At 39.2% G+C, this 20,931-nt stretch carries 23 protein-coding genes; 12 read left to right on the plus strand and 11 right to left on the minus strand.

Annotated features, from left to right (window positions below; all coding sequences use genetic code 11):
* The 12 genes from HMPREF2991_RS03835 (at position 1) to xerS (ending at position 8,838) form a co-directional block, all read left to right on the plus strand.
* Positions 1–1,551, plus strand: a complete 1,551-nt coding sequence (locus HMPREF2991_RS03835) for a ClC family H(+)/Cl(-) exchange transporter (protein ID WP_070567373.1) — start codon at positions 1–3, stop codon at positions 1,549–1,551.
* Between the two features lie 51 nt (positions 1,552–1,602).
* Complete coding sequence (locus HMPREF2991_RS03840; RefSeq protein WP_070567375.1) at positions 1,603–2,349, plus strand: CPBP family intramembrane glutamic endopeptidase; 747 nt, start codon at positions 1,603–1,605, stop codon at positions 2,347–2,349.
* Between the two features lie 151 nt (positions 2,350–2,500).
* Positions 2,501–2,935 carry a hypothetical protein gene (locus tag HMPREF2991_RS03845; protein ID WP_001065608.1) on the plus strand — a complete coding sequence of 145 codons (435 nt, stop codon included), beginning with the start codon at positions 2,501–2,503 and terminating at the stop codon, positions 2,933–2,935.
* 100 nt (positions 2,936–3,035) lie between these two features.
* Complete coding sequence (locus HMPREF2991_RS03850; protein ID WP_025172943.1) at positions 3,036–3,461, plus strand: hypothetical protein; 426 nt, start codon at positions 3,036–3,038, stop codon at positions 3,459–3,461.
* A gap of 96 nt (positions 3,462–3,557) precedes the next feature.
* The gene (locus HMPREF2991_RS03855; protein WP_070567377.1) at positions 3,558–4,001 is read left to right on the plus strand and encodes a hypothetical protein; all 444 of its coding nucleotides are present in this window, start codon (positions 3,558–3,560) and stop codon (positions 3,999–4,001) included.
* A 104-nt stretch (positions 4,002–4,105) separates the two neighbouring features.
* On the plus strand, positions 4,106–4,537 hold the full coding sequence (locus tag HMPREF2991_RS03860) for a hypothetical protein (protein ID WP_070567379.1): 432 nt from the start codon (positions 4,106–4,108) through the stop codon (positions 4,535–4,537).
* Positions 4,538–4,631: 94 nt separating this feature from the next.
* Positions 4,632–5,054, plus strand: a complete 423-nt coding sequence (locus tag HMPREF2991_RS03865) for a hypothetical protein (RefSeq protein WP_083303859.1) — start codon at positions 4,632–4,634, stop codon at positions 5,052–5,054.
* Positions 5,055–5,285: 231 nt separating this feature from the next.
* The gene (locus HMPREF2991_RS03870; RefSeq protein WP_070567382.1) at positions 5,286–5,708 is read left to right on the plus strand and encodes a hypothetical protein; all 423 of its coding nucleotides are present in this window, start codon (positions 5,286–5,288) and stop codon (positions 5,706–5,708) included.
* Positions 5,708–6,982 (plus strand): hypothetical protein, encoded by a 1,275-nt coding sequence (locus HMPREF2991_RS03875; protein WP_070567384.1) that lies wholly within the window; start codon positions 5,708–5,710, stop codon positions 6,980–6,982. The genes HMPREF2991_RS03870 and HMPREF2991_RS03875 overlap by 1 nt, the downstream gene beginning before the upstream one ends.
* Complete coding sequence (locus tag HMPREF2991_RS03880; protein ID WP_070567386.1) at positions 6,964–7,356, plus strand: hypothetical protein; 393 nt, start codon at positions 6,964–6,966, stop codon at positions 7,354–7,356. Before HMPREF2991_RS03875 ends, HMPREF2991_RS03880 begins: the two co-directional genes overlap by 19 nt.
* A complete protein-coding gene (locus HMPREF2991_RS03885; RefSeq protein WP_070567388.1) occupies positions 7,337–7,627 on the plus strand; it encodes a hypothetical protein in 291 nt (96 codons plus the stop codon). Before HMPREF2991_RS03880 ends, HMPREF2991_RS03885 begins: the two co-directional genes overlap by 20 nt.
* A gap of 140 nt (positions 7,628–7,767) precedes the next feature.
* A complete protein-coding gene (xerS, locus tag HMPREF2991_RS03890; RefSeq protein WP_000817865.1) occupies positions 7,768–8,838 on the plus strand; it encodes a tyrosine recombinase XerS in 1,071 nt (356 codons plus the stop codon).
* A 79-nt stretch (positions 8,839–8,917) separates the two neighbouring features.
* Here the strand turns inward: xerS and HMPREF2991_RS03895 are convergent, their stop codons facing one another.
* From HMPREF2991_RS03895 to HMPREF2991_RS03945, 11 genes are all read right to left on the minus strand, one after another.
* Entirely contained in the window at positions 8,918–9,559 is a 642-nt protein-coding gene (locus HMPREF2991_RS03895; RefSeq protein WP_070567390.1) for a hypothetical protein, read from the minus strand.
* 103 nt (positions 9,560–9,662) lie between these two features.
* Complete coding sequence (locus HMPREF2991_RS03900) at positions 9,663–10,652, minus strand: lipoate--protein ligase (protein ID WP_070567392.1); 990 nt, start codon at positions 10,650–10,652, stop codon at positions 9,663–9,665.
* A 58-nt stretch (positions 10,653–10,710) separates the two neighbouring features.
* A complete protein-coding gene (gene lpdA, locus HMPREF2991_RS03905) occupies positions 10,711–12,414 on the minus strand; it encodes a dihydrolipoyl dehydrogenase (protein ID WP_070567393.1) in 1,704 nt (567 codons plus the stop codon).
* A gap of 44 nt (positions 12,415–12,458) precedes the next feature.
* Complete coding sequence (locus tag HMPREF2991_RS03910) at positions 12,459–13,502, minus strand: dihydrolipoamide acetyltransferase (protein ID WP_070683573.1); 1,044 nt, start codon at positions 13,500–13,502, stop codon at positions 12,459–12,461.
* 556 nt (positions 13,503–14,058) lie between these two features.
* On the minus strand, positions 14,059–15,051 hold the full coding sequence (locus HMPREF2991_RS03915) for an alpha-ketoacid dehydrogenase subunit beta (protein WP_000448706.1): 993 nt from the start codon (positions 15,049–15,051) through the stop codon (positions 14,059–14,061).
* Positions 15,052–15,067: 16 nt separating this feature from the next.
* Positions 15,068–16,036 carry a thiamine pyrophosphate-dependent dehydrogenase E1 component subunit alpha gene (locus tag HMPREF2991_RS03920; RefSeq protein WP_000105373.1) on the minus strand — a complete coding sequence of 323 codons (969 nt, stop codon included), beginning with the start codon at positions 16,034–16,036 and terminating at the stop codon, positions 15,068–15,070.
* A 178-nt stretch (positions 16,037–16,214) separates the two neighbouring features.
* Complete coding sequence (locus HMPREF2991_RS03925; RefSeq protein WP_000283627.1) at positions 16,215–17,555, minus strand: MATE family efflux transporter; 1,341 nt, start codon at positions 17,553–17,555, stop codon at positions 16,215–16,217.
* 41 nt (positions 17,556–17,596) lie between these two features.
* A complete protein-coding gene (locus HMPREF2991_RS03930) occupies positions 17,597–18,865 on the minus strand; it encodes a dihydroorotase (protein ID WP_070567397.1) in 1,269 nt (422 codons plus the stop codon).
* A gap of 12 nt (positions 18,866–18,877) precedes the next feature.
* A complete protein-coding gene (locus HMPREF2991_RS03935; RefSeq protein ID WP_070567399.1) occupies positions 18,878–19,342 on the minus strand; it encodes an NUDIX hydrolase in 465 nt (154 codons plus the stop codon).
* Positions 19,343–19,351: 9 nt separating this feature from the next.
* Complete coding sequence (locus HMPREF2991_RS03940; protein ID WP_001164853.1) at positions 19,352–20,005, minus strand: uracil-DNA glycosylase; 654 nt, start codon at positions 20,003–20,005, stop codon at positions 19,352–19,354.
* A 61-nt stretch (positions 20,006–20,066) separates the two neighbouring features.
* Positions 20,067–20,759, minus strand: a complete 693-nt coding sequence (locus HMPREF2991_RS03945; protein WP_001146400.1) for a pyrimidine 5'-nucleotidase PynA — start codon at positions 20,757–20,759, stop codon at positions 20,067–20,069.
* Positions 20,760–20,931 lie beyond the last annotated feature (172 nt).

Here is a 20,931-nt window from a genome sequence, read left to right on the forward strand (position 1 = left end):
ATGGAGGAACAGTCAGAAACACTTAGTTCCAAGAAAGAATTTGCCTTTGCCTCAAGCACCATATTATCCCAAGTTGGGCGAGGAGTCATTGTTGGTCTCGTCGTCGGGCTAATCGTCGGATCCTTTCGTTTCTTAATCGAAAAGGGTTTCCACCTGATACAAGGACTTTATCAAGATCAAGCGCACCTAGTGCGCAATCTTTTTATCATTGGCCTATTTTATGTATTCGTTTGCTGGCTCAGTGCGAAACTAACTCGGTCAGAAAAAGATATCAAGGGTTCAGGAATTCCTCAAGTCGAAGCCGAACTAAAGGGACTGATGACTCTTAATTGGTGGAGTGTCCTCTGGAAGAAATATGTATTAGGGATTCTTGCTATTGCCAGTGGCCTTATGCTAGGTCGAGAAGGGCCAAGTATTCAACTTGGAGCAGTTGGTGGTAAAGGTATTGCCAAGTGGCTAAAATCTAGTCCAGTTGAAGAACGTTCCCTGATTGCCAGTGGAGCTGCTGCAGGCTTAGCCGCTGCCTTTAATGCACCGATTGCAGGCCTCCTCTTTGTTGTAGAAGAAGTCTATCATCATTTTTCCCGCTTTTTCTGGGTCTCAACTCTAGCAGCCAGTCTCGTAGCAAACTTTGTCTCATTACTCATATTTGGTCTAACACCCGTACTGGATATGCCAGACAACATTCCTCTCATGACCCTAGACCGGTATTGGATATACCTCCTTATGGGAGTTTTTCTCGGGCTTTCTGGTTTTCTCTATGAGAAAGCTGTACTCAATGTTGGTCAAATTTATGAATGGCTTGGTCAAAAAATCCATTTGGATAGAGCTTATTATCCGATCCTAGCTTTTATCCTTATCATACCAGTCGGAATTTTCTTACCTCAAATTCTTGGTGGTGGAAACCAGGTCGTTCTTCCTTTGACTGAGCAAGATTTTAGTTTCCAAGTTTTATTAGCTTACTTTTTGATTCGCTTTGTTTGGAGCATGATTAGTTATGGAAGTGGCCTTCCAGGAGGGATTTTCCTTCCCATTCTGGCGCTTGGTTCCTTACTTGGTGCCCTAGTCGGTGTCATTTGTGTCAATCTTGGGCTTGTCAGTCAGGAGCAATTTCCTATATTTGTTATTTTAGGAATGAGTGGCTACTTTGGGGCAATATCCAAGGCTCCCTTAACCGCTATGATACTCGTAACCGAGATGGTCGGAGATATTCGCAACCTCATGCCACTTGGCTTAGTGACCTTAGTCGCCTACATCGTCATGGATCTACTCAAGGGGGCACCAGTCTATGAGGCCATGCTGGAAAAAATGCTACCAGAAGAAGCAACAGACGAGGGAGAAGTCACCCTCATAGAAATCCCTGTGTCTGACAAAATCGCTGGAAAACAGGTTCACGAGCTCAACTTGCCACATAACGTACTCATTACCACCCAAGTCCATAATGGCAAGAGCCAAACAGTTAACGGCTCAACTAGAATGTATCTGGGTGATATGATTCACCTGGTGATTCCAAAAAGTGAAATTGGAAAAGTCAAAGATTTGTTGTTATAAGCTTTTTTTACATAATTTATTTTACGTAAAATATTATTGAAAGGATTCTCAATGAAAAGAAATAAGGCAATTGCAGTATATTTGCTAGGCACATTTAGTCAAATAGCATCAGTTTGTCTCCTTTTCTTTCTCTTGAATCTTTTTTCTATTCATTCCAATCTATTAACTATTTTAGGAATCTTTCTAGGTGGGATTTCTTCAGCTCTTTGGGGAATTATTGTTGCAAATCACTATTTTCATATTCATTTTAAGAAGATTGTAAACGATTTTTTTAACATTCATACCAGTTATAAACACTATTTATTATCTTTTTTCCTTATTGTCCTTGATTTTTCTTTTCTAATGTTTGGTGGGAAAATGATAGAATTTAGCTGGTATCTCCCATTTTTGATGTTCTTCAAATTTATTGTCTTTGGCGGTATAGAAGAGATTGGATGGCGATATGTCTTTCAACCAATTTTACAAGAAAAGTTGCCATATTTTTACTCAGCAATTCTAACCTTTTTCAGCTGGGCGATTTGGCATCTGTTGTTCTTTTACATTGATGGCTCCCTAGCAACTCTGCAAACTCTACCGTTTTTATTTGGATTGCTGACGAATTCTTTCATACTCTCAGCTCTTTATATCAAAACAAAGAATCTCTGGATTTGCGTTATGACACATTCGATCATTAATGTCTTGTCTCAGATAACCATAGATACTGATCGATCCGAAACCTTCCTGCTTAAAATCTTCGTCATCTTGGTATCCTGCTATATGGTAGTACATAAAAAAGATGAGTATAATCGGTATAAATAAAATTAAATATAAACCTTCAAAACCAAATCAAAAAAGATTTGGTTTTTTAAGAATTAGAAATCTAATTTTCAGTATATAGTATGATTTTTACCCCCTACTTTGTAAAGAATGATTAGAATATTGTATAATAAGAAAAAGGAGAAAAGCATAAATGAATAATTCTGGAATTAAAAAAAGTCATACAAGAATACTAATCATTTTGTTACTCGCAACCATCACAGCAGGAGCTATTTTTATGTTTAGTTTGTTAGGAAAATCGCAAGAAGAACATCGGAATAGAGAGTATGAAGTAAGTTTGGTTAATGCCTTAAAGAATTCCTACCAAGGGATTGAAGAGATTAAAATTTCCAATCCAGAATACACAAGCCCTCCTGGTTCGTGGTCTTGTGATGTAGAAATCAAATTTAAACATGAAGTAAAAATTAAGTATGGTATTGGATATTCTCTAGACACTGAAGAAATAACAGATACTTCATTGGAATGGGAAAATAGAGTAAAAGATCGACAATTTTTAAATGAAAACAAGGGTAAAACTGCTTCGAAAATTAGGGTAACTTATTCTAATAATGACGAAGGAGAGCAATAATGGCATTTAGTTATACTGATAAACAACTTAATGAATTAAAGCATGGAAAGAATGTATATAGTGTCAATGCGGAATTTGCTGAGAAAAAGAGGGAATGATAATGAGTAAAGACAGATTAAGAAAAAGCTATAAACCATTATTCATAGTTTTACTATTCGTATTCATCACATTAGGAGGTGTTTTTATGTTTAGGTTGTTAGGGAAGTCTCAAGAAGAACGTCGAAATAGAGAGTATGAAGTTAGTTTGGTGAATGCGTTAAAGAATTCCTATGAAGGGATTGAGGAGATTAAGATTTCCAATCCTGATTATACAACCCCACCAGGTTCGTGGTCTTGTGATATCGAAATTAAATTTAATGATGAAAGAACTCTTTCATATGAGATTAATCATCATTTAAACTATAAAATCAATTATGGTGGCCGTCAAGAAACAAACGAAGATTGGCAGTATTTAGAAACTCATAGAGGGAAAACTTTAAAGTCAGTGAGAATTACTTATTCTGATAGCGAGCAAGGAGAACTATGATGAATTTCCATTATACTGATGAATAATTTAAACCAAGATTATGCTGTTTATAGTGTGAACGAAAAGTCTTCAAGGAGAAAAAGGAGAAAAGCTTAAATGAATATTTCCAGCAATAAAAAAAGATATATAAGACTACTAATCGTTTTGTTACTCGTAGCCATCACAGCAGGAGCTATTTTTATGTTTAGGTTGTTAGGGAAGTCTCAAGAAGAGCGTCGAAATAGAGAATATGAAGTAAGTCTGGTTAATGCGTTAAAGAATTCCTACCAAGGGATTAAGGAGATTAAGATTATGGATCCTTACAATAATGACAAACCGGGTTCGTGGTCTTGTGATATTTCAGTACAGTTCAATGATAGTCAAACTATTACTTATGGAATTAATCACAGATTAACCTATAAAGAAAACCATGATGGTCTTATGAAAGGGAATACTAATGAAGAAATTGATCAACAATGGTCGATACTTCAAAAACACATTGGTAAAACAGAATCTACAATATTAGTACGATATTCAAATGGTGAAACAGGAGAGCAATAATGGTATTTAATTATACTGATAATCAGTTGAATAATTTAACCCAAGATTTTGCTATTTATATGGTAAATGAAGAGTTTTCAAGTAGAAAAAGAGGAAAAGCTTAAATGAATAATTCCAGCAATAAAAAAAGCCATAAAAGGATACTAATCGTTTTGTTACTCGTAGCCATTACAGCAGGAGGTGTTTTTATGTTTAGTATATTAGGGAAATCTCAAGAAGAACGTCGAAATAGAGAGTATGAAGTTAGTTTGGTTGAAACTTTAAAAGATAGTTATGAGGGTGTTGAAGAAATTAGATTTTCTAATGCAAACTACACAAATCCGCCAGGAAGCTGGACTTGCGTAGTTGAACTATTTTTTAATGAGAGAAGCATAAAATATAAAATTAATTATTCAAAAAATGATAAACGTATTTCTGATGTATCCTTAGAAAGAGAGAATGGAAAAGAGGACCGAGAATTTTTAAATAGTCACTTGGGTAAGACTAGTAAACTCACAAAAATTATTTATTCAGATGGTTCAGAAGGAGAATATTAATGGTATACACTTATACTGATAAACAACTCAATGAATTAAATGACGGAAAAAATGTTTATAGTGTAAATTCTGAATATGCTGAGATAAAGAGGAAATGATAATGAGTAAAGACAGATTAAGAAAAAGCTATAAACCATTATTCATAGTTTTACTACTCGTAACTATCACAACAGGAGGTGTTTTTATGTTTAGTATGTTAGGGAAGTCTCAAGAAGAACGTCGGAATAGAGAGTACGAAGTCAGCTTGGTCAACGCTTTAAAAAATTCCTATGAAGGGATTGAGGAGATTAAGATTTCCAATCCAAACTACACAAACCCTCCAGGTTCATGGTCTTGTGATGTAGAAATCAAATTTAATGATGAAAGAAAAACTAAGTATAGGATAGGCCATGGACTCCATGATAAAAAGAATTATCAAGGATCATTGACCAATGAGAAAAGGCAATTCCCTAACAATTACAAAGGAGTGACCGACTTAAAAGTATTTGTTACATATTCAGATAATAGCACGGGTTGAATCGGGATTATGCTGTGTCTAGTATAAATCTTGAATTCGCTAAGCGTAACGGAAGGACTTATGTCAATTCAAATCTCATTGAAAGTATATCTCCTGATGATTTAGAAAAAACCAACACCATAACTACCTCAGATGGTCAAGAATTCCGTGTTATTGCGACTAAGTCTCACCGAATTCTACTGTTATTTATCTTTAAATTATAGTAGAATAGAGAAAAGGAGAAAAGCTTAAATGAACAATTCCAGCACTAAAAAAAATCACAAAAGATTACTAATCGTTTTGTCACTCGCAATTATCACAGCAGGAGGTATATTTATGTTTAGCATGTTAGGGAAATCCCAAGAAGAGCGTCGGAATAGGGAGTATGAAGTTAGTTTGGTAAATGCCTTGAAGAATTCTTATCAAGGGATAGAAGAAATCGAAATTACCAATCCAACATATACGAACCCTCCTGGCGACTGGTCTTGTAAGGTTGATATTTTGTTTGAAGATGGAGAAAAAATATTCTATGGAATTCCACATAACTTAGATGATAAAGAAAATTATAATGGTCGTATGACTTATGGACAGCGAGATTTTCTTAACCTAAGAAAAGGAATAACAACTAATACAGTTACGGTTACATACTCTAACAAAGAAAGAGGGGAGCAGTAATGGTATTTAATTATACTGATAAACAACTTAATGAATTAAACCACGGGAAGAATGTATACAGTGTCAATTCTGAATACGCTGAGAGAAATAATAAACCTTTGGTTACAGAAGCTCCTAATCCGAATCCTTCTTCATCTGATTTTGAAGAAACCAACACTATAACCACTTCAGATGGTCAAGAATTCCGTGTTGTTGCCACTAAGTCTGACATTGAAACAGGATTTGATGGACTGGCAGTTGCACCTATTGTCAACGGCAAACCAGATTATAAAAATGTAGCCGTGATTGCTGCTGGAACGGATCCTGATAGTCCGGTGAATAAAACTATGTTCAGCTCACGCGACGTCAATAGTGCCATAATTGCAAGGCAAACTTATTTATCTCCACAATATAAGGTTGCTGACCAATTCGTAAAAGAGATTATGGACGACCCCCGATACGAAGTCAGCCAACTATCCGGTTATTCACAGGGTTCCTACATGCTGAAGGTAGGAGCTAAATACCACATCCCTACAACCACCTTTAATGCTTGGTTTAAATACGGTGCACTCACACTGGAAGAAAAAGCATTTATTGAAAGTAACCCTTCTATGTTTATAGATTACCGTAGAAAACATGATGATGTAGTACGTTGGAATGATTTTAACCATCCAGAATGGTATAATACTACCACTACAAATTCTATGCCTAGTACGATTCACTGGCTTGATGGTTCGAGTCATAAAATTGGTGACTGGGAGTTTGATCCTGCAACTGGTCAACTTGTAGATGGCAAAGGAGGGAAACCCTTAATCAGTGGCGTTTATCGAGCCTATGCCAACAGTCTCCGAGGAATGGCTCATTACAAGGACTTGAAATCAAAATGGTCATCAGGTGGTATTAGTAGTTCTGAGGAAATATACTTAGATGCAGCTCAAGGTTCTATCCTATCATCATCTATGGCTACAGCAGCAAGAACTGGAGCTGATGAAGTGAGCGCCTTAGCCAAAAAAGCCAATCAGGAATTACAAGAAATTTGGTCAAAAATCGACTTTACGAGCTACACAGCATTGGCTCCCTATGAGGTTGATGCCATTTTTGCTAGTCAAGGTATCACTCAAGCACAGTTTATCAATACGTTTCAGACAGAGACAAATCAAACAACCACTAAGATGAATGCTTCCGCACAAGCATTTGAAAATATGGATAAACAATTACAGGAAGTCATCGAAAAAACAGTAGCAACAGATAAGCAATTAGCCAAGGAGTTTCGACAATGGAAAGAAAAGATGTAAAATGGGAGGAAATAAAAGAGAAAGAAAGGGAACTATTTGCTCTAGAAGACCAATATTATCAAGAAAAGAAGAAACTCGATAACAAAGCCCTTGATCTAGACGAACGAAATGCAAACTTAGAAAAACTAATTTCCGAAGAAGTTGATAAAATGTATCATATTTTGAGAAAATTTTCGTCAACGGCTGATGATGTTAGAGACTATTTTATAGAAATAGAAAATTTGAGACACTTTTCGAATCAAGTATACAGAGATTATAGGGTTAAACTCAAAGATGAGAGAGAAAAATTCGATAACGAGTTTCGCAAAAAAAGAAATGATTTAGACGAAGAATTTCACAAACTAAGGAGAGATTATGCAAGCACCAATGAATGAATACTACACAGATGAAGAATATCAATATGCACTGAAACAAATGTATCGAATGATGGAAAGAAACCGAATCATTACGGAAGCAAAGTTAGCGATAACAGCAAAAAATAAATTAAAAGATAACTTTAATAAAGCAACTAAGAAAATTGCTACAGAAACCAAATCAACCATTACAAGCATAAACAGCCAAATGGACACTGCAATTCAAGGTAAAGTTCGCAAGAGTCTTGAAGAAAAGATTCCGAATATGTTGCTCAAGTATGATGAAATTTAATAAAGGGTTCAGGATAACTGGGGGTAAGTTGGACTTCTGTTTTAAGTTTCTTATATCATCTTTCCGAAAAACTATAATTTTCTTGAAAAATATGTAAGTCTATGCTATACTACTAGTAGACTTAATTATGGAGAAAATACATGAAACGTGAGATTTTACTAGAGCGAATCGACAAACTAAAACAAATCATGCCCTGGTATGTTCTGGAATACTACCAATCTAAGCTTGCTGTGCCCTACAGTTTTACAACCTTATACGAATACCTCAAGGAATACGATCGATTTTTCAGCTGGGTTTTGGAGTCTGGAATCTCAAATGCGGATAAAATGGTCGATATTCCTTTATCGGTCTTGGAAAATATGTCTAAAAAAGACATGGAGTCCTTTATTCTATATCTTCGTGAACGACCTTTGCTGAATGCTAATACAACTAAACAAGGTGTCTCTCAGACAACAATCAATCGCACTTTGTCAGCACTATCTAGTCTTTACAAGTATCTAACCGAGGAAGTCGAAAACGACCAGGGGGAGCCTTATTTCTATCGTAATGTAATGAAGAAAGTTTCAACCAAGAAAAAGAAAGAAACACTTGCTGCCAGAGCTGAAAACATCAAGCAAAAACTCTTTCTAGGTGATGAAACAGAAGGTTTTCTGACTTATATTGACCAAGAGTACCCACAACAACTCTCAAATCGTGCTCTCTCGTCATTCAATAAAAATAAAGAACGTGATTTAGCCATTATTGCCCTTCTCTTGGCGTCTGGTGTCCGCCTATCTGAAGCTGTTAATCTGGATCTAAGAGACCTTAATCTCAAAATGATGGTCATTGATGTCACTCGAAAAGGGGGCAAACGTGATTCTGTCAATGTCGCAGCCTTTGCCAAGTCTTACCTTGAAAATTATCTCGCCATTCGAAATCAACGCTATAAGACGGAAAAGACGGATACAGCTCTCTTTCTGACCTTATATCGAGGTGTTCCCAATCGTATCGACGCTTCTAGTGTTGAAAAAATGGTTGCTAAGTACTCAGAGGACTTCAAAGTGCGTGTAACACCCCACAAACTACGCCATACCCTGGCAACTAGGCTCTATGATGCAACTAAATCGCAGGTTTTGGTCAGCCATCAGCTAGGACACGCCAGTACACAAGTCACTGACCTATATACCCATATCGTCAATGATGAACAAAAGAATGCTTTAGATAGTTTATAAGTGAGTCATAATATAAATTATGTAAAGCGACTATCACTAAAAAACGAAAGATCAATTCCTTTTATCTTTCGTTTTTTAGTTATTTAAACTCAATCCAGTAGTTACGGTGTGGCTCTATAATTACTGGTTTATCCCAAAAGGCTTGCAGATAGGCTAGATTTGCTGGGCTTACAGGTTTTTTTGAATCATTGTACTGATCAGCACTCTCTTTAGTTAGAAAACATTTTACTGCTTCATAAGAAGTTCCATCAGCTGATTCTCTTTCGATTCCCATATACGAAATTTCGCCACCATTTTTAAGATCATCAGTCAACAGTTTACCAATAAAGAACACTGTCTTATCTTTCATAAGTTCATAAGCCTTACTATTTTCCAGTCGGTTATTTGCTGCAGCATACATAATACAAAAACTATCAACAATATCTTTCAAAGGCATTAAGTCTTCTTTGTTTACATTGATTTCATCGGGCAGAAGACCGCCAATTATAATATTTTGGAAATAGGCTTGCTGGATTACATTATCTAAAGCCATTCCTAAAGGTATTTGAACAGCTTGGTATCCTAAAGGCTGAAGCTCTTTGTATTTCTTATCATAATGTTCTTGTGTGATGCTTATATTTAAACTTTCAGTTTGAGAAATTTCCGTATTTCTATAAAAAGCAACAACATTGCGGTCTAACTGTTCAAATAGGTTAAGTTTTTCTACTGGAATTTCTAACATAATGAATAACTCCTTTCATTTTTCATCACTATTATAATCTAATCAGCATGATTCTTAAGTTTAACCCTAATAAAAGAATCCATCATAAATGGATTCTTTTTCCTTACCCCACTACTGCTTCAGCGATTTCTTCACGGCTGATACCAGCAAAATAGCGTGTGATGTCAATAGTTTCTAAGGCCTTAAGGACATCTTCGCGTTCGTATTTCATGCCACGAAGGACATCTTCTACAGCTGCAACGTCCTCGATACCAAAGAAGTCACCATAGATCTTGATATCTTGGATTTTTGATTCAATGACGTTGGCAAAAACTTCAACCTTACCACTAGTGAATTTTGTTCCACGACGGACGTTAAATTCAGGTGATTTACCGTAGTTCCAGTCCCAAGTTCCAAACTTAGTATCCTTGATGCGGTTGATTTCAGCTAATTCTTGCTCAGAAAAAACGTATTCAGTCATCTCTGGGTACTCTTTTTTCATGTATTCCAATAGTAAATCACGGAATTCTTCAACTGTGATTTTTTCTGGTAATTCATTGATAATATTGGTAACACGGGCACGGACGGATTTCACACCTTTTGATTCAAATTTATCTTTTGAAACCTTGAGGGCGTTTGCTAGGACTGACAAATCAACGTCAAAGAGCAAGCAACCGTGGTGCATGATACGCCCATTGATATAGGCTTGGGCATTTCCACAGAATTTCTTACCGTCAATCTCAAGGTCATTACGACCTGTGAATTCAGCTTTAACACCAAGTTGAGCCAAGGTATTGATTACTGGAGTTGAAAAACTCTTGAAGTCAAAGGCACGGTTTTCATCTTCTTTTGAGATGATTGTGTAGTTGAGGTTGTTTAGATCGTGGTAAACAGCTCCGCCACCACTGATACGGCGGACTACCTCAATACCATTTTCTCGAACAAAATCACGGTTGATTTCTTCGATAGTGTTCTGGTGACGACCAACAATGATAGAAGGTTTGTTAATCCAAAGAAGGAAGATTTGATCCTCATCTAGTAAGTGTTTAAAGGCATATTCTTCCAAGGCGATATTAAAAGCAGTGTCGTTTGAATGATTGATAATATATTTCATGATATCCCTTTATACGATAGAGACTGGAAATAATCTTCCAGTCTAGTCTATCTTCGTTTTATTTTTTCTTAGGTGAATGGATAGCCATTCCTAGAACATCCGCAAATGCTTCGTACATCACTTCAGAGTATGTTGGGTGTCCGTGGATAGTCTTCAGCATTTCTTCGACAGTTATTTCCATTTCGATGATGCTTGACGCTTCGTTGATCAATTCTGCAGCTGCAGGACCGATGATATGGACACCAAGGATTTCACCGTATTTCTTATCTGCAATGACTTTAACGAAACCTTGAGCTGCATCAGAAGCAATGGCACGTCCGTTAGCCGCAAAGTTGAATTTACCGATAGCAACATCGTATTTCTCGCGAGCTTGCTCTTCTGTTAAACCTACTGCTGCTACTTCAGGAAGAGTGTAAATGGCTGCAGGAGTCAAGTTCAATTTGGCAACAGCATGATTTCCTTTAAGGGCATTTTCAGCGGCAACTTCACCCATACGGAAGGCTGCGTGCGCTAACATCTTAGTACCATTAATATCACCTGGTGCGTAGATACCTGGAACAGAAGTTTCCATGTATTCGTTGACCTTGATGCGACCACGATCCAATTCAAACTCAACATCACCAATTCCTTCAAGGTCTGGCACACGACCGATTGAAAGAAGAGCTTTGCTAGCGATGATATCGTCTTTTCCTTCAACCTTGATACGAAGTTGACCATTTTCCTCGATGATTTCTTGCAGTTTTGTACCTGTTAAGATGGTCATTCCTTTACGCTCAAGGATCAAACGAAGGTTCTTAGAAACTTCAGCATCCATAGCTGGAACGATACGGTCCATCATTTCAATAACAGTTACTTTTGAACCAAATGTCATGAAGGCTTGACCAAGTTCGATACCGACAACACCACCACCGATGATAACAAGGCTTTCTGGAACTTCGTTCATTTCAAGAATGTCGTCACTTGTCATCACGAGTGATGATTCCATACCAGGAACGTTAATCTTGCTGACTTTTGAACCACCAGCAAGGATGATTTTCTTGGTTTCAAGCAATTCTGAACCATTTACCAAGACATTCTTGTCTTTAGTGATGGTACCAATTCCTTTATGAACAGTAACTCCGTAGCTACGAAGAAGACCCGCAACTCCGCCAACTAAAGTATTGACAACCTTAGACTTGGTTTCAAGGAGTTTATCCATATCTACAGTGAAGTTTGGATTTTCGATGACGATACCACGGTTTGCTGCATGACCGATGTTTTCGATGATTTCAGCGTTGTGAAGGTAGGTCTTGGTTGGGATACAGCCACGGTTCAAGCAGGTTCCACCGAGTTCTGATTTCTCAACAAGGGCAACCTTACCGCCAAGTTGGGCAGCTTTAATGGCTGCTACATATCCAGCAGGACCTCCACCAATCACAACGATATCAAAGGCATCATCGCTCTTACCATCGTCGTTTGAAACACTAGCTGCAGGTGCAGGTTTTGATTCTGGCGCAGCTGCTCCAGCTGTTGGGATGTTTTCCCCTTCTTCTCCAAGGTAACCGATAACTTCAGTTACTGGAACAGTTTCACCATCTCCTTTAAGGATGGCAATCAAGTATCCATCTTCTTCGGCTTCCAGTTCCATGCTGACTTTGTCAGTCATGATTTCCAAAAGGATTTCTCCTTCTTTTACAAATTCACCGACTTTCTTATTCCATTGGACAATTTGTCCTTCTGTCATATCTACGCCGGCTTTTGGCATAATTACTTCTAAGGCCATGTCTTACTTCCTTTATCTAAAACTCTAAAATAACAATAGCTAACTTAAACCAACATTGAGATTGGGTTCTCAATTAAGGCTTTCAAGTCTTTCATAAACTTAGCACCAGCCATACCATCTACAACACGGTGGTCAATAGTTAAACCAAGGCTCATGATAGGACGAATAACAATCTCACCATTGACAACAACAGGTTTCTCTACTGTTGAGCTAACTCCGAGGATTGCTGAGTTGGGTTGGTTAATAATCGGACCAAAGGACTGAACACCAAACATTCCCAAGTTACTAATTGTGAAGGTTGAATTTTGCAGTTCGCTTGGAGCCAATTTACCATCCAAGGTACGACCAATTACATCCTTAAAGGCAACAACCAACTCTGACAAGCTCATTTTTTCAGCATTGTAAACAACTGGTGTCATCAATCCGTTATCCATCCCAACTGCCATCGCAAGGTTGACATAGTTGTGAGTGATAATGGTCTTGCCATCTTCGGTCAATGAAGCATTAATGTAAGGGTGTTTCATTAAGGTTTTCACAACAGCGAGTGAAAGAAGGTCTGTTACAGTAGTCTTCTTACCAGTCGCTTCCATAATCGGATCAAGAACCTTCTTACGAAGGACCAGCATTTCTGACATATCGACATCGTAGTTGAGTGTGAAAGTTGGCGCAGTTAGGTAAGATTCAACCATACGTTGTGCGATTACCTTACGCATTGGTGTCATTGGAATACGCTCAATCACACCATAAGGAGTGATATTGTCTGGAACTTCTTCCACTTTTTCGATTTGAGCAGGAGACTTGATGGTGTCGTTTTCGATATTTTCAGGAAGCAAGGCCAAAACGTCCTTCTTCATGATCTTACCACGATGACCTGTTCCTTGGATTTCCTGCCAAGCAATGTTATGTTCGACGGCAATTCGTTTTGCAAGTGGCGAAATGCGAACCACGTTTGTGTCTTTATAAGTTTCCACGTCTTCTTTGTGGACACGACCGTTTGCACCTGAGCCAGAAACGTCGTAGAGGTTGATACCTAGTTCATCCGCTAACTTTCTAGCCGCAGGAGTCGCTCTTAGCTTGTCATCAGCCATGACCTCTCCAATTCTAATTATGATACTAAGGGCGTAAAAAGCGACTGAAAAATAGGAAATCTACGCAGGCTTCGATGAAGCCAAGAAGATTTATCTTTTTTCCGAGCTTTTAGCCCGTGTTCGAATATAAGATATTAAGGACGAAGAGGGCAATGAAAAAATAGGAGATTGACGATGTGTTCGATGAACACAAGGAAATCTATCTTTTTTTCACAGACCTCCGTCCGAATTCAATTACATGATGCAAAGGGCGTCAAAAGCGACTGAAAAATAGGAAATCAATGCTGGCTTCGATGAAGCCAAGGAGATTTATCTTTTTTCCGAGCTTTTAGCCCGTGTTCAACTCTACAAGTAATTTGAGACACGTTTCGTGTCCAAGTTACTACGGTTGCCGCTATCAGGCGACCAACCTAGTAGACTTACTAAGTTTTTTGTCGAATATTATCGATTCGTCAAAAAACTGTCGCAACTTTACATACAACTTGGATACAAAACATATTTCAAGTTACTAAAGTTAAAAATCTCTAAAATATTACATAAATTAATTTATGTAATATCATTCTTTATTATAAGTCTTTCGGATTGCATCTTTGATGCTTTCAACTGTTGGAATCATTGCATTTTCTAGATTTTGTGCATAAGGCATTGGCACATCCTCTCCGGCGCAACGGCGGATTGGTGCATCTAGATAATCAAATGCTTCTGATTCTGAAATAATAGCTGAAATCTCTCCGATATAGCCACTTGTTTTGTGGGCGTCGTTGACCAGAACGACCTTACCAGTCTTCTTCACTGAGTTAATGATGATATCCTTATCAAGCGGAACGAGGGTACGTGGGTCCACAATTTCAACTGAAATTCCCTCTTCTGCTAATTCTTCAGCAGCTTGAACCACACGACGAAGCATTTTACCATAAGTAACGACTGTTACATCTGTACCTTGGCGTTTGATTTCACCAACTCCAAGTGGGATTGTGTAGTCTGGATCAACTGGAACTTCCCCTTTTTGGTTAAATTCTGACTTGTATTCAAGAATGATAACTGGGTTGTTATCACGGATAGAAGACTTGAGCAGTCCTTTCATGTCAGCAGGCGTACCTGGAGCTACAACCTTAAGACCTGGGATGTGTGTAAACCAAGACTCTAGAGACTGAGAGTGCTGAGCTGCAGAACCAACTCCGTTACCAGCTGCACATCGGACAGTCATTGGAACCTGACCTTTTCCACCAAACATATAGCGTGTTTTAGCAGCTTGGTTGACGATATTATCCATGGCAATAACCGAGAAGTCCATGAAGGTCATATCGACGATTGGACGAAGTCCTGTCATGGCTGCTCCTGCTGCTGCACCTGAGATAGCAGCTTCAGAAATCGGACAGTCACGGATACGTTCTGGACCAAATTCTTCGAGCATTCCAACAGAAGTTCCGAAGTCTCCGCCGAAGACACCGACGTCTTCTCCCATCAAGAATACATTTTCATCGCGACGCATTTCCTCAGACATAGCAAGGATAATGGTGTCACGGAACGACATTGTTTTTGTTTCCATTTTTATCTCTTTCTCCTTAGTCTGCGTAAATATCTTCAAATGCTGATTCTAGTGGTGGGAATGGGCTTTCTTCAGCAAATTTAACAGAAGCTTCTACTGCTTCCTTGACTTGTGCTTGAATTTCTTCCAATTCTTCTGCACTTGCAATATTGTTTTCAATGAGGTATTTGCGAAGGTTTTCGATTGGGTCTTTTTGTTTCCACAATTCCACTTCTTCACGAGTACGATATTTACCAGGGTCAGATGATGAGTGGCCAAGCCAGCGATAGGTTACACTTTCGATCAAGACTGGGCCATTGCCACCACGAACATGATCTACAGCTTTCTTAAATCCTTCATAGACATCGATGACGTTGTTCCCATCTTCGATAAACATTCCAGGAATTCCATATGCCGCACTACGTTGATGGATATGCTCTACATTGGTCATTTTCTTGATATCCGCAGAGATCCCATAACCGTTGTTAATGCAGTAGAAAACAACTGGCAAGTTCCAAATAGAAGCCATGTTGACTGCTTCGTGGAAGACACCTTCGTTGGTCGCACCATCTCCAAAGAAGCAAACGACGATTTTTCCAGTGTTTTGCATTTGTTGACTGAGGGCTGCACCGACAGCGATTCCCATACCACCACCAACGATACCATTGGCACCGAGGTTCCCAGCATCCAGGTCAGCGATGTGCATAGAACCACCTTTTCCTTTACAGGTTCCAGTGTATTTCCCGAGGATTTCAGCCATCATTCCGTTGAGGTCAATCCCCTTAGCAATAGCTTGCCCGTGTCCACGGTGATTTGAGGTAATCAGATCATCTGGATTAAGAGCCAGCATCGCTCCGACGTTAGCAGCTTCCTCTCCGACAGAAAAGTGAGTCATACCGGGAACTTTCCCCTTTTTCACTAACTGAGCGATTTTTAAGTCCATGCGACGGATTTCTTCCATCTTACGGAACATCTCTAGCAAAAGATTCTTATCTAAAGTTGACATAATCTTGCCTTTCTAACTTTGTACTTACCTTACTATTTTACCTTTTTTAGTATACGCTGTCAAAGTATATGGCTAATAAAAATTCACAATATAAAAAAATAAACCCCTGTTAAAACAGGGATTCTCTCTAGTTAGAGTATTTTTTCACAAAGTGCTTTTTCAGGATATTTTCCAAAAATTAGCTCAATCTTTTCATTACGGTTTTCAGACGCCATTGATACAAACAACCAGAAACAATCAAGCTGGCAATTAACCCAATCCAGTAGGCAAATGCCCCTAAGTCAGTTACTTGATCTAGTAGATATCCTAGTGGTATCGCTACTCCCCAATATCCGATTAAGCCAAGATAGAAAGGAACGATAGTGTCCTTATACCCTCTTAAAATTCCTTGGAGCGGAGCCGCAAAGGTATCAGCTAGCTGGAAAAAGAGACTGTAGGTTAGAAATACAGCAGTTGTTTCAATGAACTGAGAGTCATTCCCATATAGACTTGCTACACGATCTCTAAAAATGTAGAGAAAAGATAGGGTAAGACCTGCAAAAATAAGGGCGGTTACTCTCCCCAGACGAGCATAGATTTTTGCATCCTCAAAACGTTTGGCCCCCACCTCGTAAGACACAACAATCGCCATAGCAGAGGAAATACTCATAGGAAAAGCATACATGAGACTCGAAAAATTCATAGCTGACTGGTGACTGGCAATGATGAGCGATGAAAACTTAGCCATGATTAGTCCAACCACGGAGAAAATGGCTACTTCAGCAAATACGGTTCCCCCGATTGGTAGACCTAATCGAACACCTTCCTTGATTTTATCTATATTTAGTGGAATGCGTTTTTCAAGATGTAACGCTTTTAACCTTTCTTGTTTGAATAAAACAAGAATAGAAATCCCCAATAAAACCCAATAGGCTAGTGAAGTTCCTAGTCCTGCTCCTGCGCCACCAAGCTCAGGGAAACCGAAAGCTCCATATATCAAGAGATAGTTAAAACCACTATTGAGCGGAAGTAATAGGAGCATGAGGTACATAGATAGCTTGGTCAATCCAAGAGAATCCAACAAAGAGCGAATGACACTGAACAGCAACAAGGGAATAATTCCAATAGACAGGTACCAAAGATAGGAAACTGCAACTGCCGCCACTTGAGCTTCTAGTCCGATGTTGGTTAAGACAGGTGGCGCTAAGAATACTACCATTCCAAGCAAGACCAAAGACAGTCCGAAAGCCAAGTAGATAAATTGGTAAAAATCAGATGCTACTTCTTCCTTTTTGCCCCGTCCCAGATGATGGCCTATGATGGGAACCATGGCCGAAACAATCCCTGTTAAAAAAGTAAAGAAAGGATTCCATAGACTCGTTGCGGTTGACACCCCCGCCAAGTCCATGGTATTGTACTGCCCAGTCATGGTTGTATCAACAAAAGAGGCAGAATAATTGGCAAATTGATAGATCAGAATAGGGAAAAATATCTTAAGAAATAAGACAAACTTGTCTTTAAATTGATGGGTTGGATACATATACGCTCTCTATTCTTATAGTTTCTAGAGCAGAATCCCATCTAGTTTTGGTAGACAATTTGTCCCTTGCAGATGGTATATTTAACCTGCCCTTTTAAAGTTTCACCAATAAATGGTGAATTAGCTGCTTTTGAAGCAAAGTGGGAGTCCACAAGGCGGTCAGCCTTAGCATCAAAGATAGTGATATCCGCTGGACCATTCTCAGCCAAGTAACCAGCTTCAAAGTTGTAAAGTTTGGCTGGATTAACAGTCATTTTTTCAAGCAATTCCATCAAGCTTAGCTCACCAGCTTCCACCAAATAAGTTAAACCAAGAGAAAGAGAGGTTTCCAGACCGGTCATACCAGATGGCGCTTTGGTGATATCTTCAACATTTTTCTCATCTGCATGGTGAGGCGCGTGGTCTGTCGCGATAACTGTGATAACACCTGACTTGAGACCTTCGATAACGGCACGACGATCTGACTCCAAACGAAGCGGCGGATTCATCTTGGCATTGCTACCTTGAGTTAAAAGGAGAGCCTCCGTCTTAGAGAAATGCTGTGGCGCTACTTCTGCTGTGACTTGCGCTCCCAAACCTTGAGCGAATTCCACTACCTTGACACTTTCTTCTTTAGATAAATGCTGGATGTGAACATGGGCCTTTGTTGCATAGGCAATCATAACATCACGCGCAATCATAGCGTACTCAGCCACTCCTGTCGCTCCACAGATATGAAAATGTTCCTTAGCGATGTTTTCGTTAAATCCAAGAATCCCATTCAAACCTGGATCTTCCTCATGAAGACTAATAAAAGTATTAAGTTTTTTAGCTTCTTCCATGGCTTCCTTGACCACTTTACTGCTCTCAAGCGGAATACCGTCATCAGAAAAACCAACCGCACCTGCTTCTAAAAGCGCCTTAAAGTCTGTCAAGTCTTGGCCATTAAAGTTCTTGGTAATAGTCGCAACTGTCTTGACATTGATTTTTTCCTTGACAGCTGACTGAAGAACTTCTTGCAAAGTTTCTACGTCCGAAATGGTTGGACTAGTATTAGCCATCATGACAACCGTTGTAAAACCACCTGCAGCAGCCGCTAGTGCCCCAGTATGGATGTCCTCCTTGTGGGTCTGACCAGGTTCACGGAAATGAACATGAATATCAACTAGTCCAGGCGCAACTACAAGACCAGTAGCATCAATTAGCTCTGCTCCTTCTTCCTTGATTTCAGGGGCAATTTTGACAATTTTTCCATCTTGGACTAAAATATCACACACTTGATCCAAACCAGACTTAGGATCCATTACACGACCGTTTTTGATTAGTAGCATCTGCTTTCTCCTTTATTCATAGAAATCCACTTGGGTATCCAATAATTTGTCCCCATCATAAACAAACTTGGCTGAAAAGAAGGGTTTATCTTCTAAAAGCCACTCAACAAAAGTGTGATCACCCTCCCAAGTTGGCTTGCTCAAAACCTCGTCATAGGGAACCCATTCTAAAGTTCCTTCATTGCAGTCAACCAAGTCCCCCTCAAACTCCGTTACCTTAAAAACATAGGTGTACCAGTCTAAATCAGGCGTAAATTCTGGAAAAGTAATAACACCTTTTAGAACTGGCTTGGCTTTGAGCCCTGTTTCTTCGAGGATTTCACGCGCTGCACATTCCTGTGGAGTCTCCCCTCGCTCTAGCTTCCCACCCACACCAATCCATTTGCCTTCATGGACATCGTTGGGCTTCTTATTGCGATGGAGCATGAGCAGTTCTTTTCCGTTATCAATGTAGCAAATCGTCGCTAACTGAGGCATATTCTCTCCTTATCTAAACCAATCGATTGGCACTTGTCCTGTCTCTTTTAAGAATGCATTGGCCTTGGAAAAAGGCTTGGAACCCCAAAATCCTCTATAAACCGATAAAGGACTAGGATGGGCTGATTCGATAACCAAGTGGTGAGGATTGGTAACCAAGGCCTTCTTCTTGCGTGCATAAGCACCCCAGAGTACAAAGACTACAGGTCTGTCTAGATTATTGACAACCCGAATCACAGCATCTGTAAATGGCTCCCATATCTGCCCAGCATGACCATTGGCCTGCCCAGCAGGAACCGTCAAGCAAGCATTGAGAAGCAAGACTCCCTGCTCAGCCCAAGACGTCAAATCATGAGATTTCTTAACGCCGATATCATCTGACAATTCTTTTAAAATGTTTTGCAAGGACGGCGGAGCTGGGATTGAGTCAGGTACAGAAAAACTCAAACCCTGCGCTTGACCTGGCCCGTGATAGGGGTCTTGCCCTAGAATCACCACCTTCACTTCTTCAAGCGGTGTAGTCAAGAGAGCCTGAAAAACTTTTTCCTTAGGTGGATAAACAGTTCCCTGAGCATAGACCTGTTCCATAAATTGATTGATTTTCCCAAAATAACCTTCAGGTAATTGCTCCTTAATCAAAGCATGCCATGATGAGTGTTGCATCGCCAACTCCTTCATTTTTACTGCCTCTATTATAGCAAAAAGTGGCTATCTAAACCACTTTTTACAGTTTATCTAAACAATCCAGCAAGTCTTGGTAAGAATGGACTTCATAAGTTGGCTGGACTTGTGTGTGATTTTCAAGGCGATGAGGGTTGTACCAGATAGTATCAATTCCAGCATTATTGCCACCTTGAATGTCGGCGGTTAGAGAATCTCCAATCATCAGGGCCTTTTCTTTATAAAATCCAGTAATCTGTTGACCAATTTTTTCATAGAATAGTGCATCAGGTTTTTGCGTTTGCAACTGCTCAGAGATAAAGACTTGGTTGAAATAGGGAGCCAGACCTGATTGAGCCAGACGACCCGTCTGGATGGCAGTAATCCCATTTGTCGCAGCATACAAATCATAATCACGTTCGATGAGGCTGTCCAAGAGTTCATGAGCACCCGAAAGAGTTTGTCCCTGTTGGGCTAAGTAAAATTGGTAACGCTGAGCAAGTAACCTACCGTCTTTTTCCTGTCCAAAATGCGCAAATAGACGAGAAAAGCGCGTGTTAACCAGCTCTTGTTTACTGATTTTCTTTTGCTCCAACTCCTTCCAGAGAGCCTTGTTCATAGGAACATAATAGTCTTTATAGGCTTGAATGTCCGCAACTCCTTCTTCCTTTAGAAGTTGCGTCAAAGCCACATCCTCAGCAGCATCAAAATCAAGCAAGGTGTGGTCAAGGTCGAAGAGTAGAAATTTGTAGGGCAATTTGAAGTTTTCCTTTCTAAGGAGATAAAATAGTCTCATGAACCTTCAAAACAGGAAAAGAGACAAAGTCCAAGTAATTATTTTATTTTCTTCTTTCACACAGATAATTTATTTAACAAGTCTCATTAAATTTATTTTTTATCTAGCTGATTTTCCTTTGCAACGACAAATT

Source organism: Streptococcus sp. HMSC072D07 (genome assembly GCF_001814835.1).
Lineage (GTDB): Bacteria > Bacillota > Bacilli > Lactobacillales > Streptococcaceae > Streptococcus.